The following is a 19,537-nucleotide window of genomic DNA, read 5'->3' on the forward strand; positions in this document are numbered from 1 at the left end:
AGGCCGATCCAGCGAGGGCTCGTGGCCCACGGCCTCCAGCGGCAGGGTGGGGGCGGCAACGACAGGGGCCTGGGCGGAGCGGGCCTCCACGGCGTGGGCGAGCCAGGGCTTGAGCATGCGGGGCAGGGGGACGTCCTCCCAGGCGGCGAGCCCCAGGGCGGCGAGCGCGGCGGGGACGAGGGCCTTGCGAAGCGCGGGCGGCACGGTGAAGCGCCGGAAGGAGGCGGGGTGGCGGGACCGGGTGCGCGTCTTCGGGTTCATGGCAATCCCCTCGGGGCTGCTCAGGACAGCGGCGGGCGCGGGAGTGGCGGCCCGGGACCTCCTATTGCGACCGGTGTGCCAACGGGTCTCCCCTCGGGGGGGGGCCGCGGGTGTGTCCCTGGGGCCACAGGGGGGAGGGGAAAAGCGTGGCAGGGGCGTGGGCCGCGTGCGACGGTCCGCGCCGCATGCGAATCGCGACCTGGAACGTGAACTCGGTAAGGGCCCGGCAGCAGCGGTTGGTCAACTGGCTGAAGAGCGCCCAGCCAGACGTGCTGTGTCTGCAGGAGCTCAAGTGCACCGACGCGGACTTCCCCTTCGAAGCGGTGAAGGAGGCGGGCTACTTCGCCGCGGTGCACGGGCAGAAGACGTACAACGGCGTGGCCATCCTGGCGAAGACGGAGCCTGCGGACGTGGTGCGGGGCCTGTCGGACGGGGTGGATGACACGCACGCGCGCTTCATCTCCGCGACGGTGAACGGCATCCGCGTGGTGAGCGCCTACGCGCCCAACGGGCAGCAGGTGGACTCGCCCGCGTACGTCTACAAGCTGGAGTGGTACCGGCGCCTGCGGAGCTACCTGGACACGCGCCACAAGCCGGACGACCTGGTGGTGATGGGCGGGGACTGGAACATCGCGCCGGACCCCATCGACGTGTACGACGTGGCGCAGTGGGAAGGGCAGACGCTCTTCACCCTGCGCGAGCGGGACGCGCTCCAGCAGGTGTGCGCGTTCGGGCTCACGGATGCGTTCCGCAAGCTGCACCCGGACGTGCAGAAGTTCTCCTGGTGGGACTACCGGATGCTGATGTTCCCCAAGAACAAGGGCGTGCGCATCGACCACCTGTTCCTCACGGCGCCGCTGGTGCCCCGGCTCGCGGCGTGTGACGTGGACCGCGAGGAGCGCAAGGGACAGCAGCCGTCGGACCACGCGCCGGTGTGGCTGGAGTTGAAGGACTGAGTAGAGTCGGAGGCATGTCCGTCCTCCGACTTGAATGCACGAAGTGCGACCAGACGTTCGCGCCGGGCAAGGTGTGGAACCTGTGCACGGCCTGTCAGGCGCCGCTGTTCGCTCGCTACGACCTGGAGCGCGCGGCGAAGACGCTGCGCAAGGAAGCGCTGCCCGGGCGTGAGCGCTCGATGTGGCGCTACCACGAGGTGCTGCCGGTGGACGACCCGGCGCACCGCCTGACGCTGGGCGAGGGCCTCACGCCGCTGCTCCCCGCGCCCCGGCTGGGTTCGTGGCTGGGATTGCAGCGGGTCCTGGTGAAGGACGAGAGCGGCAATCCGACAGGCTCCTTCAAGGCGCGAGGCCTGTCCGCCGCGGTGTCCATGGCGAAGGCGCTGGGCGCGAAGGCGGTGTGTCTGCCTTCCGCGGGGAACGCGGGCAGCGCGCTGGCGGCGTACGCGGCGCGGGGCGGGCTGGAGGCGCACGTCTTCGTGCCGAAGGACATCGCGGCGCTGTTCCTGATGGAGACGCGGGCGTACGGCGCGCATGTGGAGACGGTGGACGGGCTCATCTCCGACGCGGGCCGGGTGTGCGCGGGGCTGGCGAAGGAGCACGGCTGGTACGAGTGCGCGACGCTGAAGGAGCCGTACCGCGTCGAGGGCAAGAAGACGATGGGCTACGAGCTGGCGGAGCAACTCGGGTGGACGCTGCCGGACGTCATCCTCTATCCGACGGGCGGAGGCACGGGGCTCATCGGGATGTGGAAGGCCTTCGAGGAGATGGAGGCGATGGGGCTCATCGGCGCGAAGCGGCCGCGCATGGTGGCGGTGCAGGCGGAGGGCTGCGCGCCCATCGTGAAGGCGCACGCGGAGGGCAAGCCGGACGCGCCCATGTGGCAGGGGGCGACGACACACGCGCACGGCCTGCGGGTGCCCAAGGCGCTGGGGGACTTCCTCATCCTGCGCGCGGTGAAGGACAGCCACGGCACGGCGGTGTCGGTGACGGAGGAGGAGATCGTCCAGGGCACGAAGGACCTCGCGCGGCGGAAGGGCTGTTCGTGGCGCCGGAGGGTGGCGCGTGCGTGGCGGCGCTCAAGAAGCTGCAAGCGGCCGGGGACGTGAAGCCGGAGGAGACCGTGGTCGTGTTCAACACGGGCACGGGCTTCAAGTACGTGGAGAACATGGCGCCCTTGTGGTGAGCCGAAGGTTGGCGAGGCTCTTCACGCTCGGCTTGTGCATGTTGCTGGCAGGTTGCGCATCCGCGCCCCTGCCGGCGCTGGAGGACTGGAGCGCGGCGGAGGAGGACCACGCCTGCGAGGGCGACGACCGGTGCGTGGCACTGGTCTGCGCGGATGACCTCTGTGGCCTCTATCGCTGCGAGGACACCGGTGTGTTGCTGGCGCGGGGAGGCATCCGGCCTCCCGTGTCGTCGGCGGCGCCCGGTTCGGGACCCAGGCGCAACTGGGGCAGTGCGCAGTCGCTTCCGGGCGACCGCGAGGCCATCTTCGTCATCCGCTGGTACAACCATCCCGCTCCGACTCCGCCGCCGGATGGCAGGAAGCCCTCGGGCTCCGGATGGGTTAAGCATCACCTCTATCCGCAGGCTGCGGATCTCGCGCTGTTCTTCTGGCGACAGGGAAAAATCAACGTGCATGACTTCACGATGGTGATTCCCCGCGCGGAGCACGTGCGAATCCATGGGCCGGGAGGACGGGGCGGTCCATGGAATCAGGCGTGGCGTGACTTCGCTCGCAAGAACGCGAATGCGACACCGAAGGAGATCCAGGATCAACTGGCTCGGATGATCGTTGACTTCAACATCATGGGTCCCATTGTTTCCTACTACCAGCTTCGCTAGCCGCCGGGAGGAACCGTGAGGTTCTTTGAAGTGAATGCTGCGGAAGGCCCGCGCTTCACCAGCTTCATTGATGGAGCGCACCGCTGGGGATTGCCGGGCGGGCTGTGTCCTGTGTGTCAGGCCAGTCCTGGTGGACTGGGAGAGGCCTATCCCTCCGTGGATCTCTCTGGCTGGAGCCTCAGGCGAGAGCTTGAGGAGGCAAGACAAGTATCACTCGAGGAGTACGAGCGGCTGCGTGATCTGCTCAGGGCCCAGGTACCCTTCGAGGCACCACTGCGTCCAGGTTCCGAATTCGGGCCCCTCAGCGGAAAGGCCTCGGGCAAATGGAGTGCCCTCGATCTTTCGAGTCCTTGGACCCTGGTGATGCGGAGTGAGGCCGTGGACCAACTGCGTAGGGCAGGCATTGCCCTTCGCGCCAGCAAGATGGACCTGCGCTTCCGGGGCAAGACCGAGGTGGATTTACGAGAGATCGAAATCCATTGCCGAGGACGTCTGCATGACAGCTGTTTTCCTGGCGGACGGGAACGCCCCTGTGAACGGTGTGGACGACAGGGGGGCGGCTATCCAGACGCGCCCATCCTCGACGGGCGCACCCTCACCGGCGACCTCGACCTGTTCCGGCTGACGGACTACACGACCATCATCATCGCCACGGAGCGCTTCGTGGACGCCGTGAACCGCTTCGAATTCGAAGGCGTCGTGTTCAAGGAACTCCCCGTCCTCTGACCTACGGCGCCACGTCCAGTCGCGTCCAGTCCGCGGCGACCTGGAGCTCCAGCACACCGTTGTCGAAACGGTGTGCCCGCGCTCCCGTCACCTGTCGCACGGACTTCAAGCCATACACACGGATCGTCTCCTCCGTCCGGGCACGCGGCAGCGCTCCCGTCTCGCTCCGCTCCAATCGCAGCACTCCGCCCGTCACGCCGCCGCGCAGCACCGTGAGCCGTGACTCGCCGTACCCATCCCCCGCGTCCTCGTAGAGCCGGCCGTGCACCTCCGGCGCCGCGTGCACGTGCCACTCCAGGTGCTTCCAGTTCGCGTCCGTGGTGTGCATCGCGGGCCGTGTCAGCGCCACCGCGCCTCCCGCGCGCAGCCACACCGGCACCGTGTCCAGGGGCCCTTCCGCGATGACGTGCTGTCCTCCCTCGCGCACCGCTCCCGTCCGCTCCAGCCCCGGCCACTCCAGCCACGCGCCCGCCGGCAAGTACGCCAGCCGCTTCGTCTGTCCGGGCCGCACCACCGGCGCCACCAGCAGGTCCTTCCCGAACAGGAACTGATCAAACGCGCCCGCCGCCTCCGCGTCCCCGGGGGCCTCCATCAGCAGCGGCCTCAGCGGCGCAATCCCTGTCTCCGACGCCTCGTGCATCAGCGTGTACAGCGTGGGCAACAGCCGGTACCTCCGCTCCAGCGCCGCTCGCGCCAGAGACAGGTACGGCTCTCCGTACCGCCATGGCTCCTGCGGCGACGTGCCCTTGCCCGCGTGGTTGCGCATCAGCGGGTAGAACGTGCCCGTCTGCATCCAGCGCACCAGCAGCTCGCCAGTGGCCCGGCCGATGAAGCCCGGGATGTCCACCCCCGTGAACGCCACCGCCGCCAGTCCCAGGCCCATCAACATGGGCAACGACGTCTCCAGTTGCGTCCAGTGGCTGGAGTTGTCCCCCGTCCACACCGCAGAGTACCGCTGGATGCCCGCGAAGCCCGCCCGCGTCAGCAGGAACGGCCGCGCCTCCGGACGCAGCTCGCGCAGCGATTCGAACGCGCCCTTCGCCATGCCCAGCGCGTAGACGTTGTGCACCTCCAGGTGCCGCTTGTCCCCGTGGCGCGCGTCGTACGGCAGCGTGTTGCCCTCCACCTTGCCCACGCCCTCCGAGCGCTCGCTCGTCAGCGTGAGGATGCCCACGTCCGGCTGCACCGCGAAGCACGACGGCTCGTTCATGTCGTTCCAGAACCCCGCCATGCCCAGCGCCACGAAGTCGCGGTGCAGGCCACCCCACCAGCGCTGCACCTCCGGCCGGGTCAGGTCCGGGAACACCGCGGGCCGGGGCCACACCTCGCCCACCAGCACGCCGCCCCGGTCGTAGCGCACCAGGTAGTCGCGCGCCTTCGCCTCCTCGTACACGCTCCAGCCCGCCTCCAGCTTCAAGGCCGGGTCGATGATGGGCACCAGCCGCACGCCCTGCGCCGCCGCCTCGCGCACCAGGCCCGCGGGATCCGGGTAGCGCGCCCCGTCCCAGGTCCAGACCTTGTACCCATCCATGTAGTCGATATCGAGATACACGCAGTCCAGCGGCAGGCCCCGCTGCCGGTAGCCCTGGATGACGCCCCGGATGTCGTCCGCGTTCTCGTAGCCCCAGCGGCTCTGCTGCGCGCCCAGGCTCCACAGCGGGGGCAGGGGCGGCCGCCCTGTCAGCGCCGCGTACCGGCTCACCACGTCCGCGGGCAGGGGCCCCGCGAACAGGTAGCAGTCCAGCTCCGGCCCCCACGACTCCCACGCCACCCGCGACGCGTCCGCGAGCGCCACGTCCACCTCCGAGCGCCAGGACTCGTCCAGGAAGAAGCCCCACGCCACGCCGTCGCGCAGGCCCACGAAGAACGGGATGGACTGGTAGAGCGGATCCGTGTCCGGGTGGTGCGGCACCACGTCCGTGTTCCAGAACGTGAAGTGCATGCCGCGCTTGTCCAGCGGCCCCACCTTCTCGCCGAACCCCAGGTAGCGCTCCCCTGGAGACGCCCTCAAGGCCAGCCGCGCGCGCTGACGGCTCATCGGATACGCGGCGTGCAGCTCACCGGACACGTCCACGCAGCGCGCCAGCTCCCGCCCCTGCGCGTCCCGGAAGCGCCACGTCCCCGACTCCGCGTCCACCTCCAGGGACACGCCCTCGGCCGCCACGCGCACGCGGTCGCCGTCGCGCTCCACCGTCAGCGCCTGGCCCCCTTCCGCGACCACGGACCAGGAACGCTTGCCGGGCAGCTCGGGATGGAGGAAGCCGACCTCCGACGACACCGGCGCGTGCCGCAGCCGCAGCACCCCGGGCAGCGGACACGACACCTCCAGGACGGCGTGCCGGCCGGACAGGCGCAGCCGGTAGGGTTCGACGTGGGCGTCAGCGACGTGCATGGCCCGCAATCTAGGGAGCGCGCGCGGCCCGCACCCGCCTTTCCTCCCGGGCCCGTGCGATGCTGTGCACTGCCATGACGCCGCCCCCGGTCCCGCTGCCGTTCCCGGACAGCCTCTGCCATCGCTGCGCCGCGCCGCCCCGCTACGTCGAGACGCGGACCTCCACCTTCATCATGTGCCCGCTGCTGCCCCAGAAGTACGCGCCCCAGCCGGTGCGCGCGTGCACGCTGTTCCGCCCCCGCGAGCCCGGCGCCGCGCCCACGTAGCTCCTGGCTGCAAGCAGGCGGCGGGGCCCGAAAGGCACCCCGTGCGGGCATCCGTACCTTTGTCCCAAGCAAAGGAGGCCTCATGGCCAGCCGCCGGAAGACCCACGCCGCGCCCCGCCGCGAACACGCCGCCACGCCCGCGAAGCGCGCGGCCCGCAAGAGTCACGCGTCCGCCAGCGCCAGCGGCCGGTATACGAACCCCGCGCTCCGCGAGCGCCTCAAGAAGCGCATCCTGAAGGGCGACAAGGGCGGCCGCGCCGGCCAGTGGAGCGCGCGCAAGGCCCAGCTCCTCGCCACCGAGTACAAGAAGGCCGGCGGCGGCTACAGGGGCGGGCGTGGCACCGCGCAGCGCCACCTGTCCTCCTGGACGAAGGAGGAGTGGGGCACCCAGGACGGCGGCACCCGCGCCCGCCATGGGAAGACCACCGCGCGTTATCTCCCCAAGAAGGCCTGGGCCCACCTGAGCCCGGCCCAGAAGAAGGCCACGGAGCGCCGCAAGCGCGCGGGCTCGCGAGCGGGCCGCCAGTTCGTCGCCAACACGCCCGCCGCACGCCGGGCGAGGAAGCAGGCCACGAAGCGCCAGGCCGCGCCTTCCCGCTCCTGAGGGCGCGCGACAGGTCCCGCGAGGACGGCCCGCGCTCGTGGCATAGAGTGCGGACCTCCCGGGCGCGGGGACTCGCGCCCCGGGAATGGGGAGGACGTCATGGACTGCGACTGGCTCATCATCGGCTCGGGGTTTGGCGGCAGCGTCAGCGCGTTGCGGCTCGTCGAGAAGGGCTACCGCGTGGTGATGCTGGAGAAGGGCCGGCGCCTCCAGGGCCAGGACTTCCCCAAATCCAACTGGAACCTGAAGCGCTGGCTGTGGATGCCCCAGCTCGGGTGGCGCGGCCTCTTCAAGATGACCTTCTTCCGCCACGTCACCGTGCTGTCCGGCGTCGGCGTGGGCGGCGGCTCGCTCGTCTACGCGAACACGCTGCCCATCCCGAAGGACGACTTCTTCGACGCCGCCTCCTGGGGCCACCTGGCGCCGTGGAAGCAGGAGCTCGCGCCGCACTACGCGACCGCGCGCCGCATGCTGGGCGCCACCGTCAACCCGCTCAACACCTTCCCCGACCAGGTGCTCAAGGAGGTGGGCCAGGACCTGGGCCGCCCGGACTTCCAGCCCACCACCGTGGCCATCTACTTCGGCGAGCCCGGCGTCACCGTGAAGGACCCCTACTTCAACGGCGAGGGCCCGGACCGCACCGGCTGCAACGCGTGCGGCGGCTGCATGCTGGGCTGCCGCAACAACGCCAAGAACACGCTGGACAAGAACTACCTCTACTTCGCGGAGAAGCGCGGCCTCACCCTCCACGCGGACACGGAGGTGACGTGGGTGCGCCCCCTGCCCGGCGGCGATGGCTACGAGGTGACGGCGAAGCAGGGCACCGGCCTCTTCAGGAAGACGCGCCGCTTCACCGCGAAGCACGTCATCTTCGCGGGCGGCGTGCTGGGCACCCTGGACCTCTTGCTCAAGCTCAAGGACGCGAAGGACGGCCTGCCCCACCTCTCCGAGCGCGTGGGCGACGGCGTGCGCACCAACTCCGAGGCGCTCATCGGCATCGTCAGCGGCAAGCAGCAGAAGGACCGCGACCTGTCCCGGGGCATCGCCATCGGCTCCATCCTCCACACCGACGAGCACTCGCACCTGGAGCCCGTGCGCTACCCGGAGGGCTCCGGCTTCTTCCGCCTGCTCATGGCCCCCCACGTCCCCGGCGCCACCGCGTGGACGCGCGTGGCCCGCCTGGTGGGGCTGCTCGCGCGAAAGCCCCTGCGCTTCCTCCAGGCGTGGTTCGTCCCGGACTTCGCGCGCCGCACGATGATCCTCCTGTACATGCGCACCATGGAGGGCCACCTGCGCATGCGCCGCGGCCGCGCGCTCACCACCGGCTTCCGCTCCGGCCTCACCACCGGCCTGCAGGAGGGCCCCGCGCCCACCGCGAACATGCCGGAGGCCTTCGACCTGGCGAAGCGCGTGTCGGACAAGCTGGATGGCTACCCCATGACCATGGTCAGTGAGACGCTCATGGGCATCCCCACCACCGCGCACATCCTGGGCGGCGCGTGCATGGGGGACTCCCCAAGGACAGGCGCCATCGACTCGCGCCACCGCTTGTATGGCTATGAAGGGCTGTATGTGGTGGATGGCGCGGCCATCTCCGCCAACCCGGGCGTCAATCCCTCTCTCACCATCACCGCGCTCGCCGAGCGCGCCATGACCTTCATCCCCGCCGCCCGCGAGCTGCCCCGGGGCGACACCGACGCCACGCTCGAAGCGCCCCGGCAGCCCCAGGCTGCCGCCTCCTGACACTGCCCCGCGGGGCGTGTACGCCGCTGGCCCCTGTGCCCCCTTGAGACCCGGGGCGCTCCCATTGGACAGACGTGAGCGCGGGCCTCGTACTCCGGTCCCGGATGCGCCCGGCTCCATGGACGCGGGGATGGCTGGGATGTCATTGTTGGCTGCGAATGCACGGGATGGAGCCACCCTGGCTCTGTCTCACACCGTCGGCTTGGGTGGGAGCCGGCAGTGTTCAGGCGAGGGCACTCCTCGTGCCCTCGGGCAGCATGGTGGGTCCAGCGACTTCCGTGTAGTTCGTATTTTACAGGGTTAATCGCTTCCGCCACCATTCCGGTCGGGTGAAGAGATGACTTCGTCCATGCCAGCCTTTTCCTTTCATGCGCCGGTGAAGGTCTCTCCAGGTCTGGAAGGACGGGCGGCGGCGCTGCTGGCATTGCAGCTGCGTGACTCTCGCAAGCGGGTGGATGGCCTGTTCACCTGGCTGATGCTGGGGCAGTGGGTGGCCGCGGTGCTGGTGGCGGTGTTCGTGTCTCCCCATGGCTGGGAGGGCAAGGTGCGCGCGCTGCACCTGCACGTGCAGACGGCGGTGCTGCTGGGCGCGGCGTTGAGCGTGTTCCCGGTGATGCTCACGCGCCTGCGCCCGGGGGAGGCGGTGACGCGGCAGGTGGTGGCGGTGAGCCAGATGCTCTGGTCCGCGCTGCTCATCCACCTGACGGGGGGCCGCATCGAGACGCACTTCCACATCTTCGGGTCGCTGGCGGTGCTGTCCTTCTACCGGGACCCGAAGGTGCTGCTCACCGCCAGCCTGGCCATCGTCGTGGACCACTGCATGCGGGGCGCGCTGTGGCCGGAGTCCGTCTACGGCCAGCTGCACCCGGAGTGGTGGCGCTTCCTGGAGCACGCCTTCTGGGTGGCCGTCATCGACGCGGTGCTGCTCGTCGCCTGCCGGGACGCGCTGCGCGAGCTGGGGGAGCGGGCCGGGCGCCAGGCCCTGGCGGAGGCCGCCAGTGAAGAGGAGCTGGCGCTGCGGGCGGGGCAGCTGGACGCCGCCGTGCGCGAGGTGCACGCCTTCCGCGACCACGCGGAGCGGATGGAGCGGCTGGCGTCGCTGGGGCAGCTCACCGCGAGCGTCAGCCACGAGCTGCGCAACCCGCTGGCGGCCGCGAGGACCGCGCACGCGTTCGTCCTGCGCCGGCTGCGCAAGGCGGAGGCCTATCCGTCCGACCCGCGCATCCCGCGCTTCCTGGACATCATCGACCGGGAGTTGCAGGCGTGCTCGGTCATCATCTCCGACCTGCTGGACTACGCGAAGGGCCGGCCCCCGCGCCGCACGCCCTGTCCGCTCAGGCCGCTGGTGGAGGAGGCCATCAGCGTGGTGCCCCGGCGCGAGGGCGTGCGCGTGAACAACCAGGTGCCGGACGGGCTGCCGGTGCCGGACCTGGACCGCGAGCAGTTCCGCCAGGTGCTGATCAACCTCATCCAGAACGCGGTGGAGGCCATCCCGCCGGAGCGCACCGGGACGGTCTGCGTGCACGCCGACGCGCGGGGCGAGGGGGGCTGGAGCCTGCGCGTGACGGACGACGGGCCGGGCATCCCCGCGCCGCTCCTGGAGCGCATCTTCGAGCCCATGTTCACCACCAAGCTGCGCGGCACGGGGCTGGGGCTCGCCATCGTGAAGCGCCTGGTGCAGGGCCACGGCGCGCGCATCCAGGCGGAGAGCGACTTCGGCCATGGCTCGCGCTTCACGGTCCTCTTCCCGGACGCGTCTCTCCATGCGACCGGGGTGGTGGCGCATCCCTGAAGAGAGTGCAGCGGCAGGTTGGCGAATCGCCGTGGGGCGTGGGCCCACGCGGACATGGAGGGTGCACATGCAGGCACAGGCGAAGCCGTTCCCGGAGGCAGGCTCGGTGGATGCGGACTGGGCGGTGCGGCGGATGGCGGCGACGGAGCTGGACACCGCCCGGGGCATGTTCTTCCTGGGGGTGCTGGAGTCGGTGCGCACCGGGGCCGGCGAGGAGGCGGTGGCCGCGTGCCGGGCCGTCACCGACGAGCGCCGCTTCGTGGGCTTCTTCAACTACCCGGTGGCCAGCTTCCTCAAGCTGTCGCAGGTGGCGGCGCGCCAGCTGGCGCCACGGTGGGGCGGGTTCGACGAGGCGCTGCGGCAGATGGGCATGCAGGCCACGCGCAGCTTCCTGGAGTCCGCGGTGGGGCGCACCTTCCTGCTCCTGGCCGCGGGGGACGCGCGCAAGCTGGTGACGAACCTGCCGTCCGGCTACCAGATGGCGGTGAGCTACGGGGAGCGCTCCGTCGACTGGAAGGGGGCGGGGGACGCGCTGTTCGTCATGCGGCGCGACTTCATGCCGGCGGCGTACCACGAGGGCGTCCTGCGCGAGGTGCTCTCCATGGTGGGGGCGCGCAACCCCCGCGTCCAGGGGCGCAAGCTGGGCCTGCTGGACACCGAGTACCACATCACCTGGGAAGCGCCCGTCGTGCTTCCCGCGGGAGCCCCGAAGGAGTCCCGCTGGCGGCTGTTCCAGTAGCCCGCGCGGGGACCGGGCGCGGGGGCCCGGTCCCCCACCGGCCGGGCGACCGGAAGGTGCGGGCCCGGCCGCCGGGCGCTACGCTTGGGCCCATGTGTGGCCGAGTCACCGTCCGGACCTCTCCCGCGCAGCTCGTCGCCGAGCTGGAGCTCGCGGGCGCGCGCGCGACGCTGGAGCGCGAGCGCTTCAACCTCTGTCCCACGCAGCTGTTGCCCGTGGTGCCCAACGACGGCGCGCGGCTCTTGGACGTGTTCCGCTGGGGGCTCATCCCGTCCTGGGCGAAGGACGCGTCCATCGGCAACAAGCTCATCAACGCGCGCGGTGAGACGGTGGCGGAGAAGCCCAGCTTCCGCTCCGCGTTGAAGCGCAGGCGGTGCCTGGTGGTGGTGGACGGCTGGTATGAGTGGAAGCAGTCCACGAAGCCCAAGACGCCGTACTTCTTCCACCACCGCGACGGGAAGCCCCTGGCGCTGGCGGGGCTCTGGGAGGAGTGGACGGCGCCGGACACCGGCGAGGTGCTGCGCACCTGCACCATCATCACCACCGGCCCCAACGCGCTGATGGCGCCCATCCACGACCGGATGCCCGTCATCCTGTCGCCGGAAGGCCAGTCGGTGTGGCTGCGCCCGGAGCCCCAGGAGGCGTCCGTCCTCCTGCCGCTGCTCGTGCCCGCGCCGGAAGCGCCGCTGGACGTTTACGAAGTGGCGCGCGGGGTGAACTCCCCCGCCAACGACAGCCCGGAGTGCGTGGCCCGCATCGCGGCCTGAGCTGGCCCGCTAACCCGCCGTGGAGGTCTCCTCTTCGCCCGGAGGCGGGCAGTACGGCGCGACCGCCTCCAGCAGCAACTCCATGTGCAGGGGCTTGCGCAGAAGCCCGACGACGCCGGACATCCGCTCCGTCTGGAAGCTGGCCGTGAGCACGAAGACGGGCAGTCCGCAGAGGGTCGCATCGTCGTGCAGGCGCCGGAGGAAGCCGTAGCCGTCCATCACCGGCATCATCAAATCCAGCAGGACGATGCAGGGCTTGCGGCAGGAGGCCAGCGCCAGCAGGCCCTCCTCGCCATTGGACGCCGTCAGGACGGAGTAGCCTTCGAGCTCGAGGTACCGGGCCAGCACTTCCAGCTCCGGCTCGTCATCGATGATGAGAATCAGGGGCGGGGTCGTCGTGTCGGGCACGGCTCTCTCTTCCATGTGTTCGAAAGAAAGCTAGGTCGCCCGAGCGACGCACTGCCCAGGGCCCGCCGTTGATTCCGGGCAGGCGGTCCCTCCCGCGGCCAATAGGGCAGGGGGCTGGTTGGCCGTCTCCCCTGAAACAGTGGCGCGGCGGCCGCGGACACTTCCTGGGACCCCTGGAAAAAGCCCTCTAGGATTCGGGCCATGACGTCCTCCGACAGGGCCGTGCCGCACCGGGGCCGCCCGGCCGCTGGCTCCGCTCACGCCTCGCCTGGGGCGTCCTCGCCAGCGCCCTGGGAGACCTCCCACCGCCAGGTGAAAACAAACCGAAACATCCCGGCCGTGTCCATGGCCAGGCAAGCACTCCAACCCCCTGAATCACCGTCCCCGAAGCGCCGTCAAAAGGCCTGCGCCTGCCCACCTCCATGGTTTTCCGTGGATGACATGGAACTGGCGCCTGGACTGACCTACAGTTCTTGAACGGAGGGGGAAGGTTGCCCGAACTGCCACCCAGCGCGTATCCGGCCCTGTTCGAGCACACGCGAGACGGCGTGCTCGTCCTGGACCCGACCCTGCGGGTCGTGGCCGTGAACCGCGCCGCGGAGGCGCTGCTGGGGCCCGCGACCTGTGGATGGGGCAGCCGGTGCGGGCCTTGCTGCCGGGCTGGACGCCCCCCCAGGTCGCCTCTCCGGGCGGCGCTCCCCATGAGTCGGAGTGTCACGTGGGCCCGGTGCACCCGGTGCGCGTGCTGGCCGTGCCGCAGGACGGGGGCTGGATGCTGCTGCTCCGGGGCATGGACGCCGCCCAGGCGGCCGAGTCCATCCTCCGGCAGCAGAAGGAGTTCTTCGAGGCGGTGGTGCGCCACAGCCCGGTGGCCATCATCACCATCAGCCGCGCCTTCGAGGTGATGACCTGGAACCCCGCCGCGGAGCGGCTCTTCGGCTACACGCCGCAGGAGGCGCTGGGGCGCAACATCCTCAAGCTGGTGGCCAACGCGGACGGCATCCGTCCGGAGGCCGAGGAGACGTCGCGCGAGGTGCTGCGCAAGGACCGCGTGCACGTCGTCACCCGGCGCGTGCGCAAGGACGGCACGGTGGTGGACGTGGAGCTGCGCGCCCTGCCGGTGACGGTGGCCGGCCACTCCATGGGCTTCATCGCCATCTACCACGACGTCACCGACCTCCAGCGGGCGCGCCAGGCCGCCGAGCACGCCAACCAGGCCAAGAGCCTGTTCCTGGCCACGGTGAGCCACGAAATCCGCACGCCGATGAACGCCATCATCGGCATGGCGGGGCTCCTGATGGACACGGCGCTCACGCCCGAGCAGCGCGACTTCGCGTCCACCATCCGCCAGAGCGGCGACGCGCTGCTGGGGCTGCTCAACGACATGCTGGACTTCTCCAAGATCGAAGCCGGCCGGGTCGAACTGGAGCAGCAGCCCTTCAACCTGCGCCAGTGCGTGGAGTCCGTGCTGGACCTGCTCGCCATGCGCGCGAGCGAGAAGTCCCTGGACCTGGGCTACCACGTCACCGACGAGACGCCCGTCACCGTGGTGGGCGACGGCGCGCGCCTGCGGCAGGTGCTGCTCAACCTGGTGGGCAACGCGGTGAAGTTCACCGAGCGCGGCGGCGTGTCCATCTCCGTGGACACCCCGCGCCAGCCGCTGGCGCCGGGCGGCCTCTTCGAGCTGCACTTCGCGGTGCAGGACACCGGCCTGGGCATCACGGAGGCCGCGCGCGGCGGCCTGTTCCAGCCCTTCAACCAGCTGAACGAGTCCGTGTCGCGCCGCTACGGCGGCACGGGCCTGGGGCTGGCCATCAGCAAGCGGCTGGTGGAGGCGATGGGCGGGCGGCTGTGGATGGAGAGCGAGGGCGTCCCGGGCCGGGGCGCCACGTTCCACTTCACCTTCCAGGCGCGCGAGGCCCCGCGCAGCGCGGAGGCCCTGCGCCCGGACGCGCTGAAGCTGCACGGCCGGCGCGTGCTGGTGGTGGACGACAACGCCATCAACCGCAAGCTGCTGGGCCGCCAGCTGGCCGCGTGGGGCATGGCCATCGTGGAGGTGGGCTCCGGCGCGGAGGCGCTGTCGAAGCTGGAGTCCGGGGCCCGCTTCGACCTGGCCATCCTGGACCACCGCATGCCGCTGATGGACGGCCCCACGCTGGCGGCGAACATCCGCCAGCAGCGCGACGCGCGCGAGCTGCCCCTCTTGCTGCTCACGTCGTATGACCAGCGCGACGCGCAGCCGCCGGGCCTCTTCACCGCGGTGCTGCCCCGGCCGGTGAAGGCGTCGCAGTTGCACGACGCGCTGGATGACGTGCCTGGCCCAGGACCTCATCTCCGCCCGGCCCCTGCCGCCCGCCCCCGCGCCCGCCACGCGCGAGCGCTCCGTGTTCAACACGCGCCCCGGCGAGCAGATGCCGCTGCGCATCCTGCTGGTGGAGGACAACCCCACCAACCAGAAGCTGGCGCTGCTGGTGCTGGACCGGCTGGGCTACCCGGCGGAGACCGCGAACAACGGCCGCGAGGGGCTCCACCTGCTGGCGCGCAGCCGCTACGACGTCGTGCTGATGGACGTCCAGATGCCGGAGCTGGACGGCCTGGAGACGACGCGCCAGCTGCGCAAGGACGTGCCCATGAGCGAGCAGCCGTGGGTCATCGCCATGACGGCCAACGCGATGACGGCGGACCGGCGCGAGTGCCTGGACGCGGGCATGGATGACTTCCTCAGCAAGCCCATCCGCGTGGAGGAGCTCATCTCCGCGCTGCGCCGCGCCTGGGAGCGCCTGCCGCGCGAGCCCGGTGCCGCCCCCATCGCCTGCGTCCCGGAGGCCCCCCGCCTGGGCGTCCCGCGCATCCGGGGGCTGGAGGCGGGCGCGCTGGACAGGCTGTGGCAGTCGTTGGACGGGCAGGTGGAGCGGATGCTCCCGGAGCTGGTGGACACCGCGCTGGAGAGCATGCCCCGGCTGATGGACGACGCGCGGGGCGCGCTCGCGCGCGGCGAGCTGGAGAACCTGGCGCGCGCCGCGCACACGCTCAAGTCCAACGCGGCCTACTTCGGGGCGGCCACGCTGGAGTCGCTGTGCTGGGACATCGAGCAGCGCGCGGACGCCCGGGTGCTGGAGGGGCTGGAGCCGCTCGTCGCCCACTGCCAGGAGGCGCTGGAGGAGAGCCGCCAGCTCCTGGAGCAGCTCAAGCGCACCGTGCGGTGACGGCCCGCGCCGCGGGCTGCCGCGTTCAAGCCCGCTGGGGCGCGTTCGGGTCGCTGATGGTGAGCGGCTGCCGGTGCCCGTCCTTCGCGACGAGGCTGGCGGTGAGGGCGAAGTCCGGCCCCATGCGCAGCTCCAGCGTGGTGGGGCCCGGGTGGGCCACGCGCCAGTCCGGTTCGATGCGCACGGTCCCCAGCAGCTCGCGCTCCACGGTGGTGCGGTCCAGCGCTTCGAACAGCGCCACCGGCACCGGGCCGGGCCAGGGCGGCAGCTCCAGGTCCACGGTGCGCGTGCCGGGCACGGGCGTGTTGGCGGGGAGCACCTCGTGCTGGCCGCCGCCGGGCACCATGGCGCCAATGGGCATGGGCACCACGTCTGACAGGCCGCTGATGCCGCGCGCCAGGTTGCGCCCCAGGATGGCCGCGCCCACGGCCACGCCCAGCTCCGGGTGCACCTCCTTGTCCGACGACAGCTTCTTGAAGTGGGAGAGGCGCTTGCGGATGGCGGGCATGCGCGTCTGGCCGCCCACCATCACCAGCTCGTCGATGGCGTCCGGCTTCAGGCCCGCCTTCTCCAGCACGTCGTCGCACGCGGCGGCGGTGCGCTCGATGAGCTGGAACACCATGGCCTCCATCCGCTCGCGGGTGAGCGTGACGTTGAAGTCCACGAAGGCGCCGTCCTTCTGCGTGATGCAGGGGATGCGGATGGGGACGGACGTGCCGCTGGAGAGCGCCATCTTCGCGGACTCGGCGGCGAAGACGAGCCGCTGCATCACGACCTTGTTGTCCCGCAGGTCGATGCCCTGCTGCTGGCGGAAGTCCTCCACCAGCGCCTCCACGATGGCCTCGTCGAAGTTGGCGCCGCCCAGGAACGCGTCGCCGCCGGTGGCCAGCACCTTCACCACGCGGTTCTGCACGGACATGAGGGTGACGTCGAAGGTGCCGCCGCCCAGGTCGAACACCATCACCGTCTGCTCGGGGTTGCGCAGGTTGGCGTAGTAGAGCGCCGCGGCGGTGGGCTCGTTGACGATGGCGCGCACGCGCAGGCCCGCCTTCTCCGCGGCGTGGCGGATGGCCTCGCGCTGGCGGATGTTGGCGTGCGCGGGCACGGTGAGCACGCACTCCTCGAACTTCGCTCCGGCCGCGTGCGTGGCCAGGGTGTTGATGTGCTTGAGGATGAAGTGCGCCACGTCGATGAGCGGCGTCACCTTCCCGTACACCTGCACGGCGGTGTAGCCGTCCGCGCCCTCCACCAGCTCGAAGGCGAAGCGGTCGCGGTGGCGCGCCACGTATTCGGACTGGAAGCGGCGGCCCAGGAAGCGCTTGGCGCCGAAGACGGTGTGGCGCGGGTCGTCAATGATCTGCCGCCGCGCCGCGGGGCCGACGATGGCCTTGTCGCCCGCGTGGAACCACGCGATGGAGGGCAGGGTGAGGCTCTTCTCCGCGATGGGCACCACGCGCAGCTTGTTCGCCTTGTCGAAGAAGGCCGCCGAGGTGTTGGTGGTCCCGAAGTCAATGCCGAGGATGGGGGCGGCGCTCGTGCTCATGAGAGGCCCCATCCTCGCACGTCCCGCCGCGCCGGGGCACCCGGCACGGCGGTTCGCCTGGGCGCGAAGGCCGGTGGAACCCCGCGTGTCAGGTTCTGGGCAGCGCGTTGTAGCCGGCGTCGCCGTAGGGCCTCAGGCGCTCCAGCCACATCTCCTCCAGCACCTTCAGCTCCTCCAGGGGCGGAGGTCCGCCGGGCTCCTCGCGGGGCGGCAGCGTGTCCAGCACCTCGAAGGAGAAGGCCGCCTCGCCGTAGCGCTCCCAGTCCGCCTGCAGCTCGGGGACGCGGTGCATGCGCTGGGCGAACTCGAACCGGAGGCGGTTGAACATCGCCGTCAGGTTGAGGGCGTGGTGCACGAAGAGCTTGCCGTTGGCGTGGCAGCGGATGGCGTAGATGCCCATGGGCACGTCCGCTTCCTTGTACGCGCGCTTGCGCTCGGCGCGGGACGCGCGCGAGTCCTCACCGGACGCCATGGTCGCCTCCGTAGCCCAGCGCGACGAGCTTCGCCTCCAGCCGCTCCTTCGCGGCGCGGTCGCGAGGGCGCACCCAGTCCCGGCCCATCCGCTCCCAGTCCGCGTCCCGCGGGTTGACGCCCAGCGCCTGGAGGAAGTCGGCCTCGCAGACGAAGCACTGCGCGCGGAACGGGAAGAGGAAGCCCCCTTGTGCTTCCAGCGAACGCGCGGCCTCCTCGTAGGTGGAGAACCACCGGTTGAGGAACACGGCCTGGACCTTCCGGAAGAAGGCGCGCGTGTCCAGCCGCCGCGCACCGTCCTCCAGGGCCTGCTTCAGGTCGGCCCAGGTGGCGTGGCCGGCTTCCCGCGCGACGACGGCCAGCCCGTGCTTGTGCCGCACGGTGTCCCGGCGCGCGAGCACCTCGCCCAGGGACAGGGCCGCGAAGAAGGGCAGGGCGCGCATGCGCTCCGCGGCGCGCGTGGCGCGGGCGGTGTCGGACGCGTCCAGGTCCTTGATGAGCAGGGACGCGCGGACCTTGTATTCATGAAGCGTGACGGGGAGGGTGCTGCCGGTTCCCATGACGAATCCTCCGGTGCTGGCCCTCACCCGTTGGGGGACCGTGGAAGGACTGCATCAGGAGCCTGGCGACAGCGGGTGCGGCGAGGGTGACGTCGTCTTTCCGGGCGGCGGGCACCCCTCGGCACCCGTGGGACGAATAGACCAGACGCGTCCCGCGGCCGTCAACGCGCCACGCAACGGGCCCCGGGTCGCACGCGAGCGTGTGCTGGAGGGCAGGCGGGCTCCGCGTGGCCGGCGGCCCGGTGGGGCGGCGCGCGCGCTGCTACCCTCCGGGGCTGTCGGGTGGTTCCACCGCGCAGGGGGGCAGTGATGCGTCGATACCCAGGGGTCCTGCTGATGCTGTGGCTGGCGTTCAGGCCCGAAGCCGCACGAGGCCAGGGCGGCCCTGCCTCACGAGACCCGGAGTCGCTGAACCTCCTGGCGCCCCCCGGCATGGCGCCGGAGCCCGCCTTCGCCCCCACGGCCGCCTCCGTCTCCGCGAAGGCTTCGCCGGACTATCGGGTGGGCAGGCACCTGGCCCTGGGAACGCTGATGGGGAGCGCCGGGTTCGTGAGCGGCGCCCTGACCGGCCTGTTCGCCGGCATCGGGCTGGACCGCCGGTGTGATGCGCTGGGGTGCCCGGGCTCCGCCATGAGCCTCCTCCCCGTGGGGCTGGGGGCGGCCATCGGGACCTCGATTCCCGTCTACTTCGCCGGAAACATGTCGGGAGGGCAGGGAAGCTACGGCCTCACCCTGCTGGGGGCCACCCTGGGCGCGGTGCCCTCCGCCCTGCTCACCCTCAGCGAGGACAGCGCCCTGCACTCCGTGGGCGTCATCGGCCTGGTGGTGATGCCCTTCGTGGGCTCGTTCCTGGGCTACGGGCTGTCCCACGGAGGTGACACGCCGGACGCGTGGCCTCCCTCGACCCCGAGCCTCCCGGGCGCCCGGGTCACGCCCGTGCTCGGCCTGTCGAGGCAGGGCGCCGTCGTGGGCGGGCTGATGGGCCAGTTCTGAGGGCGGACCTCACGCCTCGGACTGGCCGCGGCGCAGGCCCAGGGCCTTCATCTTCTTGTAGAAGTGCCCCCGCTCCAGGTCGAGGATGCGCGCCGCCTCCGTCACGTTGTCGTGCGTGTGGGCGAGCACCCGCTGGATGATCTCCCGCTCCGCGTCCTCCACCTGCTCGCGGAAGGTCTGGTCCACGCGCGGCCTCCATCCGCCCGGGTTCGCCGCGGCGGGCGCGGTGACGGGCGCGGTGACGGGCTCGGTGACGGGCCCGGCG

The 19,537-nt window shown here is 71.2% G+C and carries 19 protein-coding genes and 2 pseudogenes; 14 read left to right on the forward strand and 7 right to left on the reverse strand.

Annotation, left to right across the window (positions count from 1 at the left end; all coding sequences use genetic code 11):
- A pseudogene (locus ACLEQD_RS14005) lies at window positions 1-261 on the reverse strand (hypothetical protein); the annotation flags it as partial.
- Between the two features lie 185 nt (window positions 262-446).
- On the opposite strand from ACLEQD_RS14005, the gene xth reads away from it, so the two are divergent.
- The 4 genes from xth (at window position 447) to ACLEQD_RS14025 (ending at window position 3,788) form a co-directional block, all read left to right on the forward strand.
- Window positions 447-1,217 carry an exodeoxyribonuclease III gene (xth, locus tag ACLEQD_RS14010; protein ID WP_410384332.1) on the forward strand — a complete coding sequence of 257 codons (771 nt, stop codon included), beginning with the start codon at window positions 447-449 and terminating at the stop codon, window positions 1,215-1,217.
- Window positions 1,218-1,231: 14 nt separating this feature from the next.
- Window positions 1,232-2,326: a threonine synthase gene (locus ACLEQD_RS14015; protein WP_410384334.1), complete on the forward strand. Its 1,095-nt coding sequence runs from the start codon at window positions 1,232-1,234 to the stop codon at window positions 2,324-2,326.
- Window positions 2,327-2,411: 85 nt separating this feature from the next.
- Window positions 2,412-3,062 (forward strand): TIGR02269 family lipoprotein, encoded by a 651-nt coding sequence (locus ACLEQD_RS14020; protein ID WP_410384336.1) that lies wholly within the window; start codon window positions 2,412-2,414, stop codon window positions 3,060-3,062.
- Window positions 3,063-3,092: 30 nt separating this feature from the next.
- Complete coding sequence (locus tag ACLEQD_RS14025) at window positions 3,093-3,788, forward strand: double-CXXCG motif protein (protein ID WP_410384364.1); 696 nt, start codon at window positions 3,093-3,095, stop codon at window positions 3,786-3,788.
- Window position 3,789: 1 nt separating this feature from the next.
- On the opposite strand, the gene ACLEQD_RS14030 is transcribed toward ACLEQD_RS14025, so the two are convergent.
- Complete coding sequence (locus tag ACLEQD_RS14030; protein ID WP_410384338.1) at window positions 3,790-6,180, reverse strand: TIM-barrel domain-containing protein; 2,391 nt, start codon at window positions 6,178-6,180, stop codon at window positions 3,790-3,792.
- 74 nt (window positions 6,181-6,254) lie between these two features.
- Here ACLEQD_RS14030 and ACLEQD_RS14035 point away from each other — a divergent pair, with 74 nt between their 5' ends.
- From ACLEQD_RS14035 to ACLEQD_RS14060, 6 genes are all read left to right on the forward strand, one after another.
- On the forward strand, window positions 6,255-6,446 hold the full coding sequence (locus ACLEQD_RS14035; protein ID WP_338264757.1) for a hypothetical protein: 192 nt from the start codon (window positions 6,255-6,257) through the stop codon (window positions 6,444-6,446).
- An 82-nt stretch (window positions 6,447-6,528) separates the two neighbouring features.
- Window positions 6,529-7,050: a hypothetical protein gene (locus ACLEQD_RS14040; protein WP_410384340.1), complete on the forward strand. Its 522-nt coding sequence runs from the start codon at window positions 6,529-6,531 to the stop codon at window positions 7,048-7,050.
- Between the two features lie 99 nt (window positions 7,051-7,149).
- Complete coding sequence (locus ACLEQD_RS14045; protein WP_410384342.1) at window positions 7,150-8,793, forward strand: GMC oxidoreductase; 1,644 nt, start codon at window positions 7,150-7,152, stop codon at window positions 8,791-8,793.
- A 349-nt stretch (window positions 8,794-9,142) separates the two neighbouring features.
- Window positions 9,143-10,585 carry a sensor histidine kinase gene (locus tag ACLEQD_RS14050; protein WP_410384344.1) on the forward strand — a complete coding sequence of 481 codons (1,443 nt, stop codon included), beginning with the start codon at window positions 9,143-9,145 and terminating at the stop codon, window positions 10,583-10,585.
- 67 nt (window positions 10,586-10,652) lie between these two features.
- On the forward strand, window positions 10,653-11,324 hold the full coding sequence (locus ACLEQD_RS14055) for a DUF2378 family protein (RefSeq protein WP_410384346.1): 672 nt from the start codon (window positions 10,653-10,655) through the stop codon (window positions 11,322-11,324).
- Between the two features lie 92 nt (window positions 11,325-11,416).
- On the forward strand, window positions 11,417-12,091 hold the full coding sequence (locus tag ACLEQD_RS14060; protein ID WP_120523335.1) for an SOS response-associated peptidase: 675 nt from the start codon (window positions 11,417-11,419) through the stop codon (window positions 12,089-12,091).
- A gap of 9 nt (window positions 12,092-12,100) precedes the next feature.
- Here the strand turns inward: ACLEQD_RS14060 and ACLEQD_RS14065 are convergent, their stop codons facing one another.
- Window positions 12,101-12,499 carry a two-component system response regulator gene (locus tag ACLEQD_RS14065; protein WP_410384348.1) on the reverse strand — a complete coding sequence of 133 codons (399 nt, stop codon included), beginning with the start codon at window positions 12,497-12,499 and terminating at the stop codon, window positions 12,101-12,103.
- A gap of 491 nt (window positions 12,500-12,990) precedes the next feature.
- Between ACLEQD_RS14065 and ACLEQD_RS14070 the strand changes: the two genes are divergently transcribed.
- The 3 genes and pseudogenes from ACLEQD_RS14070 to ACLEQD_RS14080 all read left to right on the forward strand — a co-directional run bounded on the left by ACLEQD_RS14070 (window position 12,991) and on the right by ACLEQD_RS14080 (window position 15,705).
- Window positions 12,991-13,404, forward strand: a complete 414-nt coding sequence (locus tag ACLEQD_RS14070) for a PAS domain-containing protein (protein WP_410384350.1) — start codon at window positions 12,991-12,993, stop codon at window positions 13,402-13,404.
- Window positions 13,290-14,675 (forward strand): annotated as a pseudogene (locus ACLEQD_RS14075) (ATP-binding protein); the annotation flags it as partial. The gene ACLEQD_RS14070 and the pseudogene ACLEQD_RS14075, both read left to right, overlap by 115 nt.
- Window positions 14,676-14,910: 235 nt before the next feature.
- A complete protein-coding gene (locus ACLEQD_RS14080) occupies window positions 14,911-15,705 on the forward strand; it encodes a response regulator (protein WP_410384352.1) in 795 nt (264 codons plus the stop codon).
- Window positions 15,706-15,730: 25 nt separating this feature from the next.
- Here ACLEQD_RS14080 and ACLEQD_RS14085 read toward each other — a convergent pair whose 3' ends face one another.
- The 3 genes from ACLEQD_RS14085 to ACLEQD_RS14095 all read right to left on the reverse strand — a co-directional run bounded on the left by ACLEQD_RS14085 (window position 15,731) and on the right by ACLEQD_RS14095 (window position 18,279).
- Window positions 15,731-17,248: an Hsp70 family protein gene (locus tag ACLEQD_RS14085; protein WP_410384354.1), complete on the reverse strand. Its 1,518-nt coding sequence runs from the start codon at window positions 17,246-17,248 to the stop codon at window positions 15,731-15,733.
- 88 nt (window positions 17,249-17,336) lie between these two features.
- Window positions 17,337-17,720: a GIY-YIG nuclease family protein gene (locus ACLEQD_RS14090; RefSeq protein ID WP_410384356.1), complete on the reverse strand. Its 384-nt coding sequence runs from the start codon at window positions 17,718-17,720 to the stop codon at window positions 17,337-17,339.
- Window positions 17,707-18,279, reverse strand: coding sequence for a hypothetical protein (locus ACLEQD_RS14095; RefSeq protein ID WP_410384358.1), 573 nt, complete (start codon window positions 18,277-18,279; stop codon window positions 17,707-17,709). The genes ACLEQD_RS14090 and ACLEQD_RS14095 overlap by 14 nt, the downstream gene beginning before the upstream one ends.
- Before the next feature lie 309 nt (window positions 18,280-18,588).
- Here ACLEQD_RS14095 and ACLEQD_RS14100 point away from each other — a divergent pair, with 309 nt between their 5' ends.
- On the forward strand, window positions 18,589-19,272 hold the full coding sequence (locus ACLEQD_RS14100) for a hypothetical protein (protein WP_410384360.1): 684 nt from the start codon (window positions 18,589-18,591) through the stop codon (window positions 19,270-19,272).
- A gap of 9 nt (window positions 19,273-19,281) precedes the next feature.
- Here ACLEQD_RS14100 and ACLEQD_RS14105 read toward each other — a convergent pair.
- The coding region (locus tag ACLEQD_RS14105; protein WP_410384362.1) for a helix-turn-helix domain-containing protein at window positions 19,282-19,537 on the reverse strand (256 nt) is incomplete at its 5' end.

The organism is Corallococcus sp. 4LFB, assembly GCF_046520365.1.
GTDB lineage: Bacteria > Myxococcota > Myxococcia > Myxococcales > Myxococcaceae > Corallococcus > Corallococcus caeni.